Source organism: Sediminibacterium sp., assembly GCF_019264485.1.
In the GTDB taxonomy this organism is placed as follows: domain Bacteria; phylum Bacteroidota; class Bacteroidia; order Chitinophagales; family Chitinophagaceae; genus Sediminibacterium.
Window position 1 is genome coordinate 114,776 of the sequence record NZ_JAHVAA010000004.1, and the last position, 20,662, is coordinate 135,437.

12 protein-coding genes and 1 tRNA gene are annotated in these 20,662 nt (G+C 40.8%); all 13 read right to left on the reverse strand.

What is annotated here, in order from left to right:
• On the reverse strand, nt 1–1,854 hold the full coding sequence (locus KXJ59_RS01940) for an ATP-binding protein (protein WP_295200531.1): 1,854 nt from the start codon (nt 1,852–1,854) through the stop codon (nt 1–3).
• Nucleotides 1,851–3,104, reverse strand: coding sequence for a DNA (cytosine-5-)-methyltransferase (gene dcm, locus KXJ59_RS01945; RefSeq protein WP_295200534.1), 1,254 nt, complete (start codon nt 3,102–3,104; stop codon nt 1,851–1,853). The genes KXJ59_RS01940 and dcm overlap by 4 nt, the downstream gene beginning before the upstream one ends.
• Nucleotides 3,104–3,322, reverse strand: coding sequence for a helix-turn-helix transcriptional regulator (locus KXJ59_RS01950; RefSeq protein WP_295200537.1), 219 nt, complete (start codon nt 3,320–3,322; stop codon nt 3,104–3,106). The genes dcm and KXJ59_RS01950 overlap by 1 nt, the downstream gene beginning before the upstream one ends.
• Before the next feature lie 178 nt (nt 3,323–3,500).
• The gene (gene vsr, locus KXJ59_RS01955) at nt 3,501–3,917 is read right to left on the reverse strand and encodes a DNA mismatch endonuclease Vsr (RefSeq protein WP_295200538.1); all 417 of its coding nucleotides are present in this window, start codon (nt 3,915–3,917) and stop codon (nt 3,501–3,503) included.
• Nucleotides 3,918–4,384: 467 nt separating this feature from the next.
• Nucleotides 4,385–5,233 carry a hypothetical protein gene (locus KXJ59_RS01960; protein ID WP_295200540.1) on the reverse strand — a complete coding sequence of 283 codons (849 nt, stop codon included), beginning with the start codon at nt 5,231–5,233 and terminating at the stop codon, nt 4,385–4,387.
• 219 nt (nt 5,234–5,452) lie between these two features.
• Nucleotides 5,453–5,526, reverse strand: a tRNA-Ile gene (locus KXJ59_RS01965).
• Nucleotides 5,527–5,816: 290 nt separating this feature from the next.
• Entirely contained in the window at nt 5,817–6,398 is a 582-nt protein-coding gene (locus KXJ59_RS01970; RefSeq protein ID WP_295200542.1) for an alkylphosphonate utilization protein, read from the reverse strand.
• 384 nt (nt 6,399–6,782) lie between these two features.
• Complete coding sequence (locus KXJ59_RS01975; RefSeq protein ID WP_295200545.1) at nt 6,783–15,239, reverse strand: LamG-like jellyroll fold domain-containing protein; 8,457 nt, start codon at nt 15,237–15,239, stop codon at nt 6,783–6,785.
• A 13-nt stretch (nt 15,240–15,252) separates the two neighbouring features.
• Nucleotides 15,253–15,702 (reverse strand): hypothetical protein, encoded by a 450-nt coding sequence (locus KXJ59_RS01980; protein WP_295200546.1) that lies wholly within the window; start codon nt 15,700–15,702, stop codon nt 15,253–15,255.
• Between the two features lie 203 nt (nt 15,703–15,905).
• Entirely contained in the window at nt 15,906–17,873 is a 1,968-nt protein-coding gene (locus KXJ59_RS01985; protein WP_295200549.1) for a sensor histidine kinase, read from the reverse strand.
• An 88-nt stretch (nt 17,874–17,961) separates the two neighbouring features.
• Nucleotides 17,962–18,690, reverse strand: coding sequence for a response regulator (locus KXJ59_RS01990; RefSeq protein ID WP_295200551.1), 729 nt, complete (start codon nt 18,688–18,690; stop codon nt 17,962–17,964).
• A 174-nt stretch (nt 18,691–18,864) separates the two neighbouring features.
• Nucleotides 18,865–19,551, reverse strand: a complete 687-nt coding sequence (locus KXJ59_RS01995; RefSeq protein ID WP_295200553.1) for a hypothetical protein — start codon at nt 19,549–19,551, stop codon at nt 18,865–18,867.
• Nucleotides 19,552–19,590: 39 nt separating this feature from the next.
• On the reverse strand, nt 19,591–20,625 hold the full coding sequence (locus KXJ59_RS02000) for a hypothetical protein (protein WP_295200555.1): 1,035 nt from the start codon (nt 20,623–20,625) through the stop codon (nt 19,591–19,593).
• Between the last annotated feature and the right edge of the window lie 37 nt (nt 20,626–20,662).

The following is a 20,662-nucleotide window of genomic DNA, read 5'->3' on the forward strand; positions in this document are numbered from 1 at the left end:
TTATATAACTGATTTATTATAGAGTTCGATAAATTCTTTGTGGTTTTGTTTTGATTGCTCCAATAATTCTGCATATGTTTTAACAAAAACCTCTCCTGATTTTATATAAGTCGCCTCTTTAGATTTAAAATATGGGTCATTCGATTTTTTTCCTCCAATCACATAACAAATAACTCTTGAAAATCCTGACTGTGACGAAAAATGGTTCTCTAAAAAAACTTTATACCGATTTGCTTGTTCCAGTGCACTTTCATCTACACTATATAAACTCCTTTTTATTTCAATTACATACAAAATTTCTCCTAACGCATTACTACATAAAAAATCTATACGTCTATTAGCTTCAGTAAGTTTCTCTTCCGGAAAGTTTACTTTTAATAAATTGGAATAGTGTACCTCATCTTTAAATTCTAAAATTCTAGGGTCTAATAGCCAAGAAAATTGCTTTAAAAAATTATGTAAAGTCGGAACTTCTTTAGTATCTGTTTTAATATACTGTTCGAATTGTTTTATTACTTCAACTCTAGATAAAGCGATACCTCTATATTGTTTAGCTTCTACTATCTTCCATTCTTCCATTAATTTCAGAAGAGTCGGAATCTCTTCAGAATTAGAAATATCTGCAATCCTAGAAGCATAATCTTTAAAAATTTTATTATCAAATTTATCAACAACATTTCCAATTATCTGACTTGACTCATCAACGTCTATGTTCTGGTTTTCAAGAATAGGAGTAATGATTTTATTACTTAATTCTTTTTCATATGTTGGCAAAGAGTTTTGCCATTGATCAACATCAATTCCTTTTTTAATTTTTATTTGATCCTTTTTTAAAGTGCCGCGCAATAATCTCCACTCGCTTCCAATTTTTTTTATTATATGTTGAAGATAATTCTGTAATTCCTTTGTTTTGTCATTTTCCCAAATAAGTGAATGCCTATCAGTAGATATAACATCTTCACTGAATTCATCAATGAAATCGATTTCAAGATATCCAGTCACATAAGTATGAAAATTGTCATTATCTCTTAATCCATAAAAACTTGCATTATTTACAATCTTTCCACGTGAAGTCAAGTAGACACCACTCATTTCTGTGTCTTTAATGGGGGTTTCTGTTGTAAATACTGATCCAGAAAACCGTTTCCAGTATTCATAATGTTCACCATATTTACTATCTGGAAAATTCCATTTAAACTGAACATTAAGCCCATTAAACTTAAGCTCATTGACTACATCTACTCGTTGACCTTCAGTTGACGAGAGCGTAACTGACATTTTATCAAATATCAAAAATTTCTTTGAAAGACTTATTGCAATATTATCAAGATCAAAGCCTGACTTTCTTCTGATTTGTTTTAGTAAAATTTTTGTTCCGCGCTCATTTGTTTCAGCAATAGTATCCTTTGGAATTATTAGCTCTGGTGAATAGTTACCACTACTTTTTTTGATATCATCAAGATTCATTCTAAAATGATTTTTAAAACCATTCTTAATAGAAATTACTTCTATAACATCACAAACACCAAAGACTGAAAGTTTACCAAGTCCTTTCTTCCCAATTACTTTTCTTCCGCTTGCGCTAGTCTCTTTATTTTCATGAATACGCCTATTTCTTCCTATCACTAAATATTTTTCGTTTAATTCTGAAAAAGTCATTCCATCACCATAATCAACATACTCAATTTCTTTTCGGGCATCTCTATCTGCAAAGATTATCTCTACTTTATCTGAATCAGCATCCCAAGAATTAGAAATCAACTCAGATAAAACACTTGGCAATTTTGAGTACAATGAAATACCTAAGTGTTCAATTGTATTGGGATCAAATTTTAAAGAAAGTTTATCACTCATAAGAGATTTTTTAGTTTTGTAGCAATTTTTTCTCCCATGAGGACTGGCACAGCGTTTCCAATTTGCTTGAATGCAGCGGTTCTGTTTTTCCCTTCCTTCACTCCTTCAAAATAAAAATCATCAGGAAATGATTGCAACCGGGCTGCTTCTCTTACTGTTAAGGATCTATTTTGTTTTATATCGGGATGTATATAGTAATGTCCGTCTTTGGCAATATGCGCCACCACTGTTTGCGAATAAGCGGCTTTATCATTTACCACCTTAAACCGATCAAAAAAAGAATGTTCATTTTTATGTGTACGCAATCGTTTAGGCAGAGATGTATAAGAAAGTCTTTCGCCTGCCTGCATTTTCTCTACTGCTATACGGTATATTTCTTTATCCTGCTCAGTATTCGGCCTGGCCACATGCTGGGTTAATATATCAATCCCATTACGGATACCGCTTTCATTCAGATAGGCTGTTGTTGGTTTTGCGTAGGTAACATATTTATCTGTTCCTTCTCCAGCCTGTAGCATTGGTAAATCACTCAACAATTCTTTTACCGTGTGATTTACCTTACTACGTATAGCTTCCAGATCAGGCAATGTAATCTGTTTATGGTTCTGCCATCCGATGATAATTACCCGTTTCCTGTTTTGCAATACACCAAAGTTGTTTGCTTCTACTGTAAACAGCTTCATGTGATAACCTTTACTGTCAAACAGTTTTTCCATATTCCGGAGGTAAATACCATTACCGGCAGATTTAAGACCAAGCACATTTTCAAATACAAAAATCTTTGGCTCATATTTTTCCAGATATTTTGCATATTGTACGTACAGGTAATTACGATGATCGCCTTTCATACCATGCCGGCTTCTGGCTCTTCCCACCAGAGAATATGCCTGGCAGGGTGGGCCACCGATTATCAGGTCTACTTTTCGACCGTTACGTAATTTTTCGATGGTTTTGTGTATTTCAGGGTTGTTTTCACCGCCTATCGGCAGGTTAATTACGCTCTCCAGCAATTCAGCAGGTACATTGCTGTATAATTCTGTCCTGTTTATTTTTCCTTCCAGGTATTTCTTGTACTCATTAAACTTTCCATTTGCTTTCAGATAATGATACGCAACCCTTGTTTTTAAGGTATAACAGGCCGCCTCGTCCATCTCTACGTGAGCAATAGGCTCAAATCCTGCCCGGATAAATCCTTCTGATAAACCTCCTGCACCTGCAAAGAGGTCGATAAAAGTCAACTTCTTTGTCATTATTTAAATTCTTTACTATCAAAAAAATCTTTCGAAGAAATCTCTAATGCTTTTAATATCTTATCCAATGTTGAAAGCGATATATTTTTTCTTCCGTTCTCAATATGTGTCAGGTATGTTCTTTCCATATCAGCCTCATAAGAAAATTTCTCCTGTGAAAGACTTTTCTTTTTTCTGAGCTGGGTAATTCTTTTACCAACTTTCGTTTTTAAATCCATGCTTAGGGTAAACAGGTTTGTAATACTGGGGGAGGGTATGCAAACGTACTATGCAATTTATATATGTGTCTTTTAAAACACCGTATATTATAGGACACATTCCTAACATCTTTTCAAGATGCCGTATTTACACTTAAAATATAAGCACTGCTTCTTACCCGATGGTATCGAAGAACGGCTATTGAGAGAATTTTTTCAACAAAGAGCGCAATGTTTTATCCAATCTGGGTGGCTTTAATGCACACTCCCAGATTGTAATAATTTTCCACTGGTTTTTCTTCAAAGCTGCTATTGCCTTTGCATCGTTTGCAGTATTTATGGCAATTTTTTCTACCCACCACTCCGTCCTTGTTTTAGGAATAACAAAGTAGCGGCAGTTTTTATGACCATGCCAAAAGCATCCATGAACAAAAACAACTGTTTTATACTTAGGCAGCACTATATCAGGTTTTCCCGGAAGGGTTTTATCATGCAGTTTGTATCTTAATCCCTGTGCATGCAAAAAGCGCCGAACCAGCATTTCGGGTTTTGTGTCTTTCCCTTTAATGCGGCTCATATTGTAGCTGCGTTGCTCTTTTGTATGCACGTCTGCCATTGTACTAATTTATATGATATTCAGAAATCCTCTTTTCAGATTTTAATACTAGTAAACCCTACTCGTGCCGGCGCTCACACATTCACCCTGCCGTTCAGGCACTTCTTTATCCAGTAACGCAGTACAAATGGCTCGGTTTATACCCGCTTTTAGCACCGTGTCAACTCACCGCCTCTACAATGTTCAACACAAAAACAGTGTTAAATTGTGTTTTTACTGTGTTGTTGGTGCCTGCTCATACCGGGCAGAGCTAGTACAAAGTATGAGCATGGTAGGTGACCAGTAGTCGATGCTCTTCTTTTGTCAGTTTGGCTGTAAAAGGGCTTCTCCCTCTTCACAGTACCTGCGCCGAAAGAAAGTTACAAGCACAAAAAAAGCGAAGCCCTGCATCTTCGCTTTTTTTCATTCCAGAGTTTGGTTTGCACTTCATCTCCGAAACCCTCAGCACTTTACCACAAACAACTCGTTCAGACCATAAAAAAGATCCAGCCAAAATCAAGTACAATTAAACAGATCAGCAGGAAAAATCTAACCCACCATTTCTTGTCGCCAATATATTGTTGCAGTATGCGGTAGGTGGACCGCAGGAACAGGTAAGATCCCCAGAAAAAAAACAACATCCCGATAAGTAATACTATTTCCGACGTTAACAACGGACTTTCCTCTGTAGTAGTGGTTGGAATAAAAATGGTACAAAGCATCATCAGCAGCGTCGGTAAATTCAAATAGCTCTTTGCATAGACCATGGAGAAAAAAGATCGTCGGAAAACATCGCCGGGAAATATTTGTTTTCGTATACGCCCCAATATGAGTGCAAGCAACATGGCATCTAAGTTTGATACCAGGAAAATAAGCAGTGATTGCTCCACCAAATTGAGTTTGCTCAGTGATGCTATTAATGACTCAATCAGGTGATTGGCCCTGTTCGCTTCGTTTTCAACAATTTCTTCTTCCGTTTCTACAACAGCACTTGTATCTACCAGGGTATCACTGGCTATTATGGTTGTGTCGGTTACCATTGCAGCCGAATCTACAACACCAGTAATTTCTGCCTGGCCCATTGTATCATCAATGGTAGTAGCCTGCTGTAATGCAAACAATGTTACAATGGTAAGCATCATAGCAAGTTTTACCGGCGAGGTTATGTTAAGGTAACGGCCTTCTTCCTGAGGAATATTTTCTTCCCTTTCTACAATCGTGTAACAGTTTTTCGTATTACTGAATAACCGTTTGATGGTGATGGGTAATAGTATAATTTCTATAATAATGCGGTACAATAGTTTTTCTATTCCGCCGATAATTCGTTCGAAATCCATAGGGCTCAGGGTTTAGAAGGAAGTTAAGGATTTCTCTACTTTTTTGATGCGGCTAAAGGCGTTTGTTACCTACAAAAAAGCGAAGACTTTCATCTTCGCTTTGTGGGCCCATCCCGATTGAATCGGGACATGATCCTGAGACCCCCTGATTATTAGTTAATTACTCTAACCTATAAGCAGCTTGAAATAAAAAAAGCGAAGACTTTCATCTTCGCTTTGTGGGCCCACCAGGGCATGATCCTGGGACCCCCTGATTATGAGTCAGGTGCTCTAACCAACTGAGCTATAGGCCCGAAAACAACAGAAGCTGTTTTCAAAAAAGTTTATCCTATTGCCAACACCAAAAAAGGTGCTCTTACTCCGCCTCAGGCGAAAGCTATAGGCCCGGAGTAATCTTTTCAGATTGCTCTTGGGCGGCAAAAATAATGAATTACAGTTAATTTTTGAAAGCTAATTGGAGTTTATCGGCTATGAGCCGTGAGCTATGAGCTATGAGCAAATTGGTACATGCTCAGGCGATAATTCTTGAAACAACTTCTCTGGTTCTGGCTCGAAGCTCAAGGCTCATAGCTCATAGCCTCTTCTAGCTCTGTTTCCTCACATATTTGGTCAAAATCACAATCATCTGATTCTCTATTTTCCCCTCTATCTGTTCGGTATTGTCTCTTACGAGGCGAATGTTTTTTACAATCGTTCCCTGACGGGCGGTAAAGCTGGTGCCTTTTACGTCAAGATTTTGTACCAGTATTATGGTGTCGCCATCCTGTAAAAAATTACCATGAGCATCGGTATGTAATTCTGCTTCACCATCATTTTCATGATCGCCGGTGGCTTTGGCCCAGGCCAGGTTTTCATCGGTTAAGTATAACATGTCTAACTGGTCTACCGCCCAGCTTTCTTTACGCAACCGGTTCAGCATACGCCAGGCCATTACCTGTACACCCGGTACTTCGCTCCACATGGTTTCGGTGAGGGCTTTCCAATGTGTATAATCCAGCGGCTCTTTTTTCTCTATCTGTGTTTCACATTTAGTACAGATCATAATACAGTTCTCGGGATAAGAATGATCCTGTGGTGGTACTTTATACAATTGCAGTTTCTCATTCGATCCGCATAATTCGCAGGCATTGCCCGCCCTGTTCATTAACATTTCTTCGAGCTTCATACTATTTCAATTAGGCGGGCAAGGTAGGTTAACTGCGTTGTATGTAGCATGATAAAACTCATGTTCTGTTTATTAATACCTCATTTCATTACGCTAGCAATAAATAGTTGACCTCCGTTTACTTTTTTTTCTTGATAAAAAAAGTAACAAAAAAAATCTCTAAAGGAGTCCTTCGGACAAGGCTGTCGAAGAGAATAATCAATATTGAATATTGAATGTCCAATATCGAGTTTCGATATTGGATATTCGATATTTCTCTGTTCTCCGAAGGAGTCCTTCGGACCTCTGTTCCAAAAAAAGACCCGCTTTACAAGAAAGCGGGTCTGGCTGTATTCAGCGGGGGGTCAAAGTGCTATTCGTTCCTAATCCCCCCGGACTATGTACTTATTGCACTTTGATCAACTGAATTACTTTTCTGCGGTTACCCTGTACCAGTTCGGCAAAGTAGTTACCTGCATGGTAATTATGTCCAATCTGTATGGTACTGTTTGAACCGATTTTTGCGCGACTGTCTATCACCCTTCCAGAAGCATCTACCACTCGTAATGTTACCGGTGCTTCGTATTTGCTTTCCAGTTTCAGTGTGAAGTAGGTTCTTGATGGGTTCGGCATCACCGTTACCTTCAGCTCTTCCTCGCTTCTGCTTATTGCTTGTGTCTTGGCACTTGCAGCTTCTTCCGTTACACTTGCTTTGTTGTTGTTCGACGTAAGCGCTGTTACCGGTGCCGATGGTGCCGCACAGTTGTAACTGTTCCAGATTACATTCTTTCCTTCACTCTCTACTTCTTCTGCTATAAACAGACCCGTCATAAATACATCGTCTCTGCAATCCCTGTCTCCATGACCTCTGTGGTCGCAGTCGTGGTGTCCATGGCCTCTGTGTCGGCAACTGTTAGAACTGTGTGGTTTGTGATCACACTTGTCATCACCGTAATTACCACCGGTTACTTTCAGTTTACCATCGGGCAGGATGATGTTTGCAGTAATGCGCGTATCATCTCCTTTCACATGGAATTTCTCTTCATCTCTTCTGTTATCGGCCATGTAGAAAGTTACCTGATAAGCTTCCGGATTTACTATTACGTCGCTGCCGATCGTTACTTTCTTACTCACTCTTACACTGGTATTTGGCGCAAAGCGGATATAACTGTAACCTCCTGTTTTCGGTCCTTTTTCAATCTGTATTTCTTCTACATCGATGGTAGTAGAGGTAAAGCGTACGCTTGCACCTTCTTCCAGTTTAATTTTTCCAAAGATGGTTCCGGTTAAGGTTACGTTTGAACCTTTCTTCAGTGTTATATCATCGTAGTTACCATTTACCGTTGTTGTAACATTTGAGTTGATGGTTTTATCCTGCAGGTACCTGGTGCTGCTGGTATTGTACTGCATGGTAGGCAGGGTTACACTGGCTATGCCATAGATTTTACTGTTAATGGTTACACCTTTATCAGTATCAATCCTTGGTGCTTTTACAAAACTTCCTGCACCTGTTACAGCACTGTATTTGTCGAACTCAGCTTCTCCTCTGCTGCTCATTACACCTACACTTCCGGTTTCTACTTTGTTATACTGACCCAGTTTTACTTCTTTCATACCCAGTATGGTATAACTGCTCACCAGTGTTTGTTTCTGGTAGTTATACGTAGCAGGCATTTCACTTCTGCAACCATTGGCATCTGTTGTGTACACGCTGTATACCCCATCTGCATCTGTTAAACCAAGACCTAACTGTTGTGTGGTTGCTTTTGTATTGTTATTGTACAACCACTGGTAAGTAAATGGTCCGCTTAATGTGCTGTTGGCAGTAAGTGTAAACTGGTTACACAATGCATCTGCTGTTGCTGCTGTAATACTGGCTACCGGTAATGGGTTAACTGTTACCGTAAAGCTGCAGGTACTTATATTACCATGTATATCGGTTACAGTAAATGTTACCGTTGATGTACCGATGGCAAAGCTTCCACTTGCATTGGTGCCAGTTCCTGTTCTGTTCGTTGCACCACTAATACTGTAAGTAGTGCTGGCAATACCACAGTTATCAGACTGGTTCAGTACAGGAATAGCGTACTGTGTATTGCCACCTGTATTGGCACAGAATACCTGGTTGGCCGCACATACAATCACTGGTTTTTCATTGTCGGTTACCACAATTGTTTGTGTAGCTGTTTTGATATTACCATTTACATCTCTCACCGTCCAGTTGATGGTAGTAGTTCCAACAGGATAATCTTCTGTGAGCAGTTTATTATCGCTGCGTTCACCCATTACTGTTGCTACTCCACAATTATCGGCTGTTTCAGGCAAGCTGATTACAACAGTGGCTCCACATTTACCCGCATCGTTGTTTACACTGATATTGTTGATGCTGATGGATGGTTTCTCATTATCTATCACCACTACTTCCTGTGTAGCCGTATCTGTAATATTACCATGAATATCTGTTACTATCCAGCGAACAATGGTTGAACCCACAGGGAACAATGCAGGAGCATTATTCGTTACCGTGGCCACACCACAATTATCGCTGGTAATTGGTGTACCTAAATCAACGCTGGCCATACATGAGCCCGGAATATTTACCACACTTACCAATGCAGGTGCAGTAATTTTTGGTTTTTCTGTATCGGTAATCACTACTGTTTGTGTAGCTGTGTTGCTGTTACCGTTTGCATCTGTAACAGTCCAGGTAACTACAGTTGTACCTACAGGGAACAGCGTTGGCGCGTCATTGGTTACTGAGGCTACAGAACAGTTGTCGGCTGTTACAGGTATACCCAGGTTCACCGTGGCACCGCATACACCTGCATCTGTACCCTGGCTGATAGCAGCAGGAGCAGTAATGGATGGCGCAATTGCATCAACTACGGTTACGGTTGCAGGCGCTGTTGATACATTACCATTTACATCTGTAACGGTCAGTATCACATTATTCACACCCACATTGCTGCAATCGAAACTTGTTTTATTTACACTGATCGATGCAATACCACAGTTATCAGTTGATCCATTATTGATCTGTGCCGCTGTAATACCTGCCGCACCATTCGCATCCAGGTTTATAACCAGGCTTTGTGCAATAGCTATTGGTGGCGTAATATCTGTTACGATTACATCAAATTCAGCAAGTACTGTACTGCATGGGTTTACCGCAGTTACTACAACATGTGTGGTTCCCTGATTAAATGTTTGTCCACTACCTGTTCCTGCACCATTACCTGTTGTGGCGCCGCTGAAACTATAGCTCAGTGCGGGTGCAGGAATACCTGTTACGGCGAGCGGATAATTTACCACTGCATTACATGTTGTTGCTGTTGTATTGACCTGTACCTGTGCGTTAAAGTTTACAAACACAGGGTTCGTACAGGTTACTTCTGCTTTCACTGTAAAACTATAAGACCCTTCATTACAATCGTTATTGTTTACGGTTACCACAGCAGTCTGCACACCCAGTGTCGTTGAAGCAAAGCTCACCGTAAAGCTGGCTGTCTGACCAGGCTGTATGGTTGCCGGTAAACTGATGCCGCTTCTGGTGAATGCCGCATTATTGATATTGATAGATGAAACCGTGAGCGCAGATGTACCATTATTGGCAATCACAAATGTTTTGCTGATGCTGTTGCCCGGTATGGTTCCACCGAGATCAGTATGGTCTGTTCCAGATGGCGTGTTATCACCACTTGAAATTGGGGTACCATTACCACTGATATTGATCTCAGGAGCATTCACTGTTACATTAAAGCTGCATGTGGTTTTATTACCAGCCAGATCAGTTACTTCAAATGTATTGATGGTTGTTCCGATCGGGAAAGTGGAGCCTGATGGCAGACCCGCTTTCTGTACAATAGATACAGAAGGACCAGAACCAATACCAAATGTTCCGCATGTTGTGCTTGCGCTGCCCACTGTCCAGCCACTGTAATTACCTGTTTCAAAACTTCCGTTCACCAAACTGCTGCCTGGTACTGTGATATTATCAAGCTGTACATCGAGGAAGAAATTATTGATGGTTGCATCCACCACCTGCAAACGCACCTGCTGACCTGCATAAGCCGACAGATCGAAATTGTAATGCGTCATTGGTGTTGATTGTGGTGCGCCAGGATTTGTTTTGAACAGTGTAGCGATAATGGCATTGGTTGAAGGATTCCTTAACTCAATAGCAATAAACTGGTTGGTACTGAAACCAGGTGCATAATGGTTGGTGTACTTCATATCCAACCCTAAATTGATGGGCCCACTTGATGGCAGGGTGATATTCTGGTACATATAATGTGTAGAACCACAGTTCACGAGGAAGACTGCCAGTTTCTGTCCGTCGGTTGGGAAGAAACTCATAGGCAGACCCGGACTATACTGGTTCTCCATTCTGTTATCTGCATAATCAAAGAACTGGGCACCACTGGCAAGTGTATGAACACCTGTATTGCCAGATGAGCAATTATCTGTTACTGTTGGCTGATTATAGGTTACTACTGCGCCACACTGGTTCGATGGAGCAGTTACAGTAATTGGAGCAGGACAGGTTACCACTGGTGGTGTTATATCCTGTACAATTACGGTTTGTGTTTGTGTGCTGCTATTACCAGCTGCATCTGTATACTTCCAGGTAATGGTATAAGTACCCTGGCTATTATATGTTAAAGGGCTGGTAGTTGTTGCATTAATCGTACCCGAACAGTTGTCTGTTGCTGTCGGTATAGTTGTTACTGTAACATTACACTCCGCAGTAATATTCGGTAAACTGGCCAGCACCGGTACAGGAGCTGTACCATCTTTTACTGTTACGGTTTGTGTGGCCTGGGCAGTGTTACCCGAAGCATCGGTTACAGTCCAGGTAACAGTTGTATTACCAATAGGGAATACGGCTGGTGCATTATTGGTTACAGATTGTACTGCACAATTGTCTGATGTTACAGGGTTACCCAGTGTAACACTGGCTGCTGTACAATTGCTACCTGCATTCACTGTTATACTTACAGGTGCAGTAATAAGTGGTAATATATTATCAGCCACCGTTACTTCAAACGTACAGGTAGCAGTATTGCCACAGGCGTCTGTAACAGTAGCGGTTACTATTGTATTACCCACAGGGAAGAAGGAGCCTGAAGGATGAGAATAAGTTATTGTTGGATTGGCCGGACCAGCTGTTACGATTGCATCTGGATAAGTAACATTGGCTCCACACTGGTTAGCAACACTTACCACACTGATATTACCAGAGCAACTGATGGTTGGCATGGCATAAGTGGTAACGGTAACAGGTGCCGATGTGGCTACACATCCGCCTTCGCCGGTTACGGTTACTGAATAATTACCAGCTTCTGTTACAACAATCGATGCAGTTGTAGCACCATTGCTCCATAAATATGAAACACCTGTTGATGCTGTAAGTGTAACGGAACCACCGGCACAAATAGCCGTTGAACCACTTGTTGTAATAGTGGCCTCAGGTATGGGGTTCACTGTATAATTAACCTGTCTGGATGTACCACAACCCATTGTTTCGCCCTGGTAATAAGATAATACCAGATAGGTAGCAGTAACAGGCCCGCTTGTATTATTAACCGCCGTAAATGAAGGAATGGTTGCTCCATTTCCATTGGGTAAACCAATATTTACTGATGGTGTAGTATTAAACCAGGTGAATGTGGTACCCGCAACAGCACTGGTTAAATTGATGGCTATTGATTGAGCTCCATTACATAATGACTGGTTGGCAATTGCACTAAAAACAGGAATCGGATTCACACGAATTACAAAACTAACCGGTGTACCTGTACAGGTATTTTCATCTACTGTATAAGACGGCGTTACTGTAATAGTTGCATACACAGGTTCATTACCTGGATTTAAAGCAGTAAACGATGCAATATTTCCTGTTCCACTTGCCGCCAAACCAATTGATGGATTATCGTTTGTCCAGCTATAAGTAGCTCCTTCCACAGAACCTGTAAAATTGATTACAGGAACAGTGCCGCTGTTATGACATACTTCAATATTGGTAACCGCATTTACTGTAGGTAATGGCTGAACCGTTACTGTTGGTGTTGCAGACATTTGCAAACTACACACAGCACCACATACTACATTACCTGTAGTCCATGATACAGTACCTGTTATTGTTCCATTACTACCCGGTTTTGAATTGAGTACTGTTGTACCACTTCCATCATCCATTTTAAACAAGGCCGTTAAGCCGGTTTCAGATCCGGATAAGCAGCTGTTCATGCCTGCAAGAATTTCTGCTTCCGAACGAACTGTATTCCAGATTCTTACATCATCCAGTTTACCATTGAAATAGTTACAGCCGCAACCCGTACCCTGTCTGCCTAAAATAAGGCTTTCGGTATTATCATTGATCTGGGCGATAGGAGATGTCTTGTTTCCTACATTCACTCCATTCAGGTAAAGTTTTACCGAAAGATTGGATCCATTATCCTGTACTGTAATAGCCACATGACTCCAGCTGTTAGCAGGTACTGTTACATCAGACCAGGTATTATAAGCATTACCCGCGCCCTGATCCCAGAAATACAACCTGTTCGAAGCATCGATGGCCATACCATAACCATAAGCTCCCTTCATCAGTATATTTCTCCACTGACCCGAAACAGCGGGGTTTACCCATGCTTCCATGGTTAACTGTCCGCCTGCACTTACATTCAGGTTCGCAGCATGTGGTATCGTTACATAGGTTGTTCCATTTAAACTCAAAGCGCCTGTTGGCTTTGTTTCTGCCAATACATTATATGTAGTGGTTGCAGCAATATTTCCTGTATTGAAATTAATGGCTGCGCCGGTTCCTGCTATGGGGCCCGCTACTACAGCATTATTGGCATTATTACGCAAAGTGTAATAAACGCCTATTTGTGAAGAAGCAAGTGTTACGGTTGATGATCCTGTTCCACAGATATTAACAGGTGTGGCTGTAACAGTCTGATCATTGATGGTTGTAACAGTAACATTTGTTGCAGCAGAAGTACCACTACATCCGCTGGCATTTGTAACTGTTACTGTATAAGCACCGGCGGTGCTTACTGTAATAGATTGATTAGTTGCACCATTGCTCCATAAATAACTGCTACCTGCAGATGCTGTAAGTGTTACCGATCCGCCTGCACAAATAGTGGTTGAGCCACTGGCATTTATGGTGGGTACCGGTGTTGCAATAGGACCACAGGTTCCTGAAACTTGCCCGGCTACCCAGTTAGAAGTGGTTCCGGTTAAAGCAAAATTGGTTAATGTACCTGTATTATTGTTACCACTGGCATCTGTGAGGGTGTTCACTGCGCTGTTATTGGTATTTACTGAACCCTGGTTAAATTTATAATAGGCTGCCAGTCCGGTTTGTGCTCCACTGAGTTCGCAATTCTTATTGCTGCTGATTTCACAGGCCGATAATGCCCTGTTCCATACACGCAATTCATCCATGTTACCATTAAAAATGTTACAGGCACAGGATGAGGGAGACTGACGGCCGATATTCACAGGACCATTATCCTGCGCATAGTTTACGGCGGCTGTTCCCGAAGCCACTCCATTGATATAGAAAGTCATGGTACCATTCTTCAGTGTAACGGCCACATGGGTCCATACACCTTCAGGTACTGTTCCTGTTGAGTGTACCCATCCGGTATTTCTGTTATAAAAATTAAGTCTGTTAGGTGCAAAGCCCGGATTATTGCAGTTTACCTGCAAGAGATAATCATAATCTCCCTTATCGATAATGGTACTGTTTACGCCCGTATAATTTACCCATGATTCAATGGTAAATTCTGCACCTAAGTTCATAGATGAACTATGCGGTACAGTAATATAGGTATTGTTCGATTTTACAAAATTCAATGCACCCGCTGGTGTGGAGAGTGTTGTAACAGTAACATAACCGGCTGCAGCATTGGTTACATAGGTAAGCGGATTGGTTCCGTTATTAATAGAACCAGCTCCGGCACCATGACCCCTGTCTGAACTCGAAGTATAAACACTTGTCTGTACAATTTGGTAAGTACCGCCCTGGCCACCCGAGTAACCACCGCCGCCGCCGCCGCGTACCAACACATTGGAGGTTCCGCCGCCGCCGCCGCCAAATCCACCATTGCCACCAAAATAAGTTCCTGTTCTTCCTGCACCACCTCTGGCACCATTTACAAAAGCCTGTCCACCACCGGCAAATGTGGTTCCGGGTGAATTCTCACCATTGGTTAAATAACCACCACCACCTGCTGCCGGATCATCTGTTACGCCATTTTTCCCACCATTACCATTGGTACCGCCACCTGTCTGATAAGTACTATTACCTGAGGTACCTGTATTGGCAGGGTTTCCTGCTGTATTTGGATATGAGCTACCATAATCTCCATTGCCACCACCGCCACCACCTGCAATCAGCAAAATGGTATTCGTTGTTTTATTCACAACAAAAGAACCGCCACCTCCACCGCCGCTATTCAAACTACCCTGCGAACCAAAGCCACCTGTTCCGCGTTGGCCAACTACTATCTGTATTACATGACCCTGTGTTAACATAAACTCTCCCGATAACACAGCGCCATTACCACCACCGGCACCACCACCTTTGGCTCCAGCTACTTTTATGGAGTACAAACCGGTAGCAGGAACCGTCCATTCCTGTATACCATTATTACTCACCACACCTGTAATGCTTGAAGATGCATACGCAAGGTTTACCTGCGACTGTGTTGGCCCGTTTGATCCGGTAGCACCACAGCTGGTAAACGAATAGGTTTGTGCCTCTAACTGGAAAATAGCAGTAACTGCTATCATTACCAGCATGATGAATTTTTTAAAGGCCGCTGAAAAAGATATAGTAATGTTTCTCATGATTGCTGGTTAATTAGTTCTGTGTAATGGTGAGTTGCTGGAAGAAATAGGATTCGATATTTACAACGGGTGCATCAACTGGCTTCACCACCAGTTCTGGTACCGATGGATTTACACAGGTTGTGCCTGTTGTTTCTCCTGTTTGTATGGTAATCTGCGAAAGATCTTCCTTTATACTGCGTGGTGATGGCTCACCTGTAAACTGTAATACACCCTTCCAGCTCACCTGTACCGCACCTGCATTACTGTTCACCAAACGCAGGTATATCACCTGATCCTCACCACAGGTGGTAATACGGTAATAGGCTTTTACCCCACTTTTTTCAGTAGCGAGTGTCCACTCTTCTGCTGAAACAGTAAAATCATTTGTTTGTAATACGGGAGCGGGTATGAGTTTGGGGCTCCATGATAATAGCACAAGGCACAATAACGCGCCTGCCAGACGGGTACAGTTAGTTTGCATTTCAGTTAGTTTTGGCGGATTTCTTATAAGTGTATCAAGTAATACACTTATAAAGGACATTGGAGATATTAAATCAACGAGTCTTTATACTCCGAAGAGACTAATGACTTGTAATTGAAGCAGAAAATTAACAAGGGGTTTCGGACTGCACTACAAAATGGTACCAAATGCAAAAGAATGGGTATGAAACCGAAAATGAACGGTTATGCCTTTAACCTGTTCTGGGGAATCCTGAAAACAAAAACGGTTCCGTTATTTATTTCACAGGTCACAGTTCCTTTCAGCTGACGTGTCAGTTCACGAATAATCCGGAACCCGAGCGAACCGGAAATATGATCTTCAAAAGGTATGGGCAACCCTATACCATTATCTGCTACTATGATGGTGAGCATTTTTTCTGCATCGGAAGAGCAGGATATGGTAATGGCTCCCTGTTCACGGCCTTCAAAAGCATATTTCAGCGCATTAGTAATTACTTCATTTAATATTAATCCCAGAGGTACGGATCTTTCAATATCAAATTCCAGTTGTTCAGTGGCTGCTGTACAGGTGAGTTCAATATTGCCTTTATTATACAATTGCCGCAGGTCGTTATACAGTTCCTGCACATAAGAAGTAAATGAAATAGTGCTCAGGTCTTCAAACGCATAGAGGTTCTGGTGTATGAGTGAAATGGCTTTTACCCTTTTCTGGCTGGCCATCAATGCATCGATGGCTTTCTGATCGGTGATACTGGCCGCCTGCAGATTCAACAGACTCGATACTACCTGCAGGTTGTTTTTTACACGGTGATGTATCTCCCTTAATAAAATATCTTTTTCTGCTGACTGTTTTTCAATCAACTGCTTCTGGGTTTCAAGGGTCAGGTTTTTTTGTTTGATTTTTCGGTTGGCTAAAATAATAATCAAAGCGGCCAATAATAATATAAAAGCTACCACAGCAACCAGCAAACTATTATTGCGTAATCTTGCATTTAACGTTTTCAGCTGCTCATTTTCTTTTGCCTGTATGGTCTGCTTCATTCTACTCTCTGCATTGGCAATGGTTCTCTCTTTATTTTCATTGAAAATACTGTCATTCCAGTCTTTGTATGCTTTATAGTACATCAATGCACTATCAGTCTGCCCCTTTTTCTCTGCTGTTTCTGATAATACCTTATAGGCATTCCGGAGAAATATTTTCGACCTGTACAAACCTGCCAGGTATAAAAGCGCTCTTCCACGTTCAATGGCTTTGTTATACTGACCACTTTCAACATAAAGATTAGACAGGGCCGATAGCACAATCAGTTTATTGTCTTTTGTTTTAAGACTGTCGAGTATATGATAAGCCTGCAGCAGGTACTGCTCTGCTTCTTTATACGCTTTGAGTGTTGTAAGCATTTCGCCTATATCTGTGGCACAGGTAGCATATACATAGCCTTTGATCTTTACCCTGTTGAGGTAATCGATAGAAGCCGCTGTTTCAATCATGGCAGAATCGGGTTTTCCCGCCATCATATATTCTTTGGCCATATTGGAATGAATCATACCGGCATACTGCCAGTTTTTTCTTGGCAATACTTCCTGTAATGCTTTCTCATAAAAGGGCCTCGTAAAATTGATCGGCCTTCCTGCATCAGAATACGCTTCTGCTATACAATTGGCACTAAAAGCAATCATTTCTGAGCTTTTACTATCCTCAGCAGCTTTCACTGCTTCCAGAAAAAATTGAATTGATTTATCAAAATCTCCTTTGTCCTGGTACATGCCACCAATCAGGTTAAGGAAGGAAGATTCATAGTATTTGCTTTTTGCTTTTTTTGCATAGAAAATACCCCGCTCATACATTTTAAGACAAGCTTCAATATCCTGGTTCACTACTTTTACAAAGCCTTTGATACGATAGGCTTCCGACAGCCGGATATAATCTTTTGCAGGAGAAGAAATCAATAACATACTATCTGCCAGCTCTACTGCTTTTTGCTGATTGGAGAAGCGCATTTCCCAGCCCAGTATTCCATAGAGCCGGCTGAGGGTGCTGTCGTTTTTTGTATTGTTAATCTGCTTCCGTATAAGATCGGTATCTACATAATTGTATTGTGCCTTCGATTCTGCAAAAAACCCAAAGCAGCAAAACAACAACAGCAGAAAATTGCTGACTCGTTTCAGTATGGTAACAGCCTGCAACATGTATATTGTAAATATGATTGAAATAGCAGAAGCGGGCAAAAATTAGGTACCAACTGCTCTAATTTAGGTACCATAATAATAAGCAGGTTTATAATATTCGTTTCATACAGGCAAAAAAGTCATCCTTGTACATACGGCTGAGCGGAATTTCTTTCCCGTTAATAGTGATATCTGTATGAGAAAAAGCATCTACTTTATCCAGGTTAATGATGTACGATTTATGCACCTGTATGAATTTAGCAGCAGGAACATGTTGCTGAAAATCCCTGAAATTAGAACGGATAATATGTTTGCCCTTTTGTGAAATAATATAGAGATAGTTGTGTTCTGATTCAATCCAGCAGATTTCGTCAATTTCTACCCTCACAAAGTTTTTATCATTCTTAACAAACAATGCGTCCTTACAAACCAATGCCGAATCATCCTGCCCGTTTGCCGTGTGACCCGCAAAATTACTCAGTGCTACTTCTATGGCTGTATAGAGATCGTTTGCATCGAAAGGTTTTAACAGGTAGCCATTGGGTTTGGTAACCAATGCCTGATCGATGGTTTTTTTATCGGAATGAGAGGTTACATAAATAAACGGAACCTTATAGGTTTGTTGTAATAACAGCGAAAGGTCAATCCCTGTTTTTGTATCATTCAAAGTAATATCCAGTAAAACCAAATCGGGTTTTGTTTGATCCAGCACTTCAACGGCGGCAGCATAACTATTAACATTGGGTATCAGGTCATAGCCGAGATCGGTAAGCATTCGCTCCATATCCATCGCCACGAGCGATTCATCCTCAACAATGAGTATGCGGCAGGGTTGCATCAGAAGGTTAGTTTGGTATACGTCGGTACAATTTAGGGATTTAGCTCATAATTCAATGATTATCTGATAGATATAAGCGATTTTTAAGGTAGTGCAGACGATAAAACAAAAAAGATTGCCACAGATGCACAGATTAATCTGTGCATCTGTGGCAATCCAATAAAATCAATTTATTTATTCAGCAGCCTTAAAAATATTTTTGGCCCCTTCTTTCTGTTGTTCTGTTATGCCGATAAAACCATATTTCCTTTCCAGATCGGTATACATGGCCACTGTTTTCCGGATACGGTTAAAATCTGTTTCCGGAATTTTTATTATTTCCAATGCTTCTTTTTGTTTCCACACTTCTGCTTCAATCAGCATATCGGCCTGTTTACCGTTTACTTCCAGTTTATCCATCAGCGTTCTGCGGAATTTGTTCCTGAACAATAGCTGTAACTGGGGTTTGGCAATCGTGTCGTATGTTTTGTTTGCTGTTAGTGTAATGAGTGCACAGGGTTGTGTGAGACTTTGTTTTCTTCTGTCAGTAAGCGTTTTCAACTGATCACCGGAAAGCGATAATGCTTTGTATTTTTTTATCACGGCTTCTTCTACTTCCCCATCGGTGGCAAATGTATCGCTGGTATTGGCCTGTATTTTTATTTTGGTGAGTCTTGCCCAATTGTTAATCTGTCCGATTTTATCTGCATTGGCTTCCGATATTTTGAGTTGTTTGATGAGGAATGGCTTTTCACAATAACCGAATAATTCTGCCTGTTGTTCGGGGGTCCATTCTGTTGACGTGTTTTGTGCAAATGCAGTTGCTGTAAAAATCAGCATCAATAACAAGAAAGAATATTGTAAACGCATCCGCTTTTGCATAACAAAATATTTAGGCATTGAAATTACTATATAAGTCTGCTAAAAAGAATAGGATAGTGTTAAAGATTGCTTATTAAGAAAGGGGATAATACGGTTATTATGCAATACCGGTTTCCACTTTTTTGATCTCTTGAAAACACCTGTAATCTCATCATCAAAACCCTTGTTCACCGTATTATCCAACATAATACCTGATGGATTCCCATCAGGGTTCACCATAAAATAAGCAATATAGATGGTTGTTTTTTTCGGATTACCCGGCTTGTTCATGATATCAGGCAGTTGCCCCGATAAGTAGTTTACCCATGCTTTAATGCCACCCGAATATTCTGGTTTGTTACTGGATATTTCACAATGTGTTTGTACTACGCCGTTAGTATCGTAACAAATAGCATTTGCATACTCAACGGTTGAGTCGTAATAGGCATATTCATAAATATCATATTTTATTTGGGGCTTTGCTTCAGTCAACAGGCTGTCTGCCGTACCATATTGTAAAACCGAAGCACGCTGACCGTTTGGATGATAATAGAACCAGTTACCTGTTTTGCGTAAACCCTTTGCCAGTTTGCCTTTGAATGAAACTACTCCGTTATCAAAAAAACCTACCACTACTCCCGATCCATTACCCAAAGTATCCAATTGCATTTCTGTTCGCGGGTTACCACTTGGGTACCAGCTACTACAGAGGCCATATGGAATATCAGTTTTAAATTGAAATGAATCACTGATTATTTTATTGGGATAAACAGAAAGATGTGTGCCTGTTTTTTGATTGTTATGATAGAGTTCTCTGCCGCTTATCTCTCCCGTACCAAAAAAATATTCAAAAAGCCCGTGCTTAGTGGTACAGCTGGCATCTTTATAAAATCCGTGTTTTAGTAACTGTCCGGATTTGGCACTATAGTCTGCCCTGAACCAACCTGTATCATTTTTCTCCAACTCACCAAAATAAAATGCAAGTTCTTGAGAAGAAGGGTTCCAGTTGTAATCATAATATATCCTGGTTTTCTGTGCCGTTGCCATACTGCAATAAGAACAGATCACTATCAGGCAAGTTATTTTTCCTATCATTCACTGTTTATTATTTCCCTAAAATACTGGTTTCTGT

Coding starts and splice junctions, on each gene's coding strand:
- KXJ59_RS01940 (WP_295200531.1), bottom strand. CDS start 1,854: ATGAGTGATAAACTTTCTTTAAAATTTGATCCCAATACAATTGAACAC.
- dcm (WP_295200534.1), bottom strand. CDS start 3,104: ATGACAAAGAAGTTGACTTTTATCGACCTCTTTGCAGGTGCAGGAGGT.
- KXJ59_RS01950 (WP_295200537.1), bottom strand. CDS start 3,322: ATGGATTTAAAAACGAAAGTTGGTAAAAGAATTACCCAGCTCAGAAAA.
- vsr (WP_295200538.1), bottom strand. CDS start 3,917: ATGGCAGACGTGCATACAAAAGAGCAACGCAGCTACAATATGAGCCGC.
- KXJ59_RS01960 (WP_295200540.1), bottom strand. CDS start 5,233: ATGGATTTCGAACGAATTATCGGCGGAATAGAAAAACTATTGTACCGC.
- KXJ59_RS01970 (WP_295200542.1), bottom strand. CDS start 6,398: ATGAAGCTCGAAGAAATGTTAATGAACAGGGCGGGCAATGCCTGCGAA.
- KXJ59_RS01975 (WP_295200545.1), bottom strand. CDS start 15,239: ATGAGAAACATTACTATATCTTTTTCAGCGGCCTTTAAAAAATTCATC.
- KXJ59_RS01980 (WP_295200546.1), bottom strand. CDS start 15,702: ATGCAAACTAACTGTACCCGTCTGGCAGGCGCGTTATTGTGCCTTGTG.
- KXJ59_RS01985 (WP_295200549.1), bottom strand. CDS start 17,873: ATGTTGCAGGCTGTTACCATACTGAAACGAGTCAGCAATTTTCTGCTG.
- KXJ59_RS01990 (WP_295200551.1), bottom strand. CDS start 18,690: ATGCAACCCTGCCGCATACTCATTGTTGAGGATGAATCGCTCGTGGCG.
- KXJ59_RS01995 (WP_295200553.1), bottom strand. CDS start 19,551: ATGCAAAAGCGGATGCGTTTACAATATTCTTTCTTGTTATTGATGCTG.
- KXJ59_RS02000 (WP_295200555.1), bottom strand. CDS start 20,625: ATGATAGGAAAAATAACTTGCCTGATAGTGATCTGTTCTTATTGCAGT.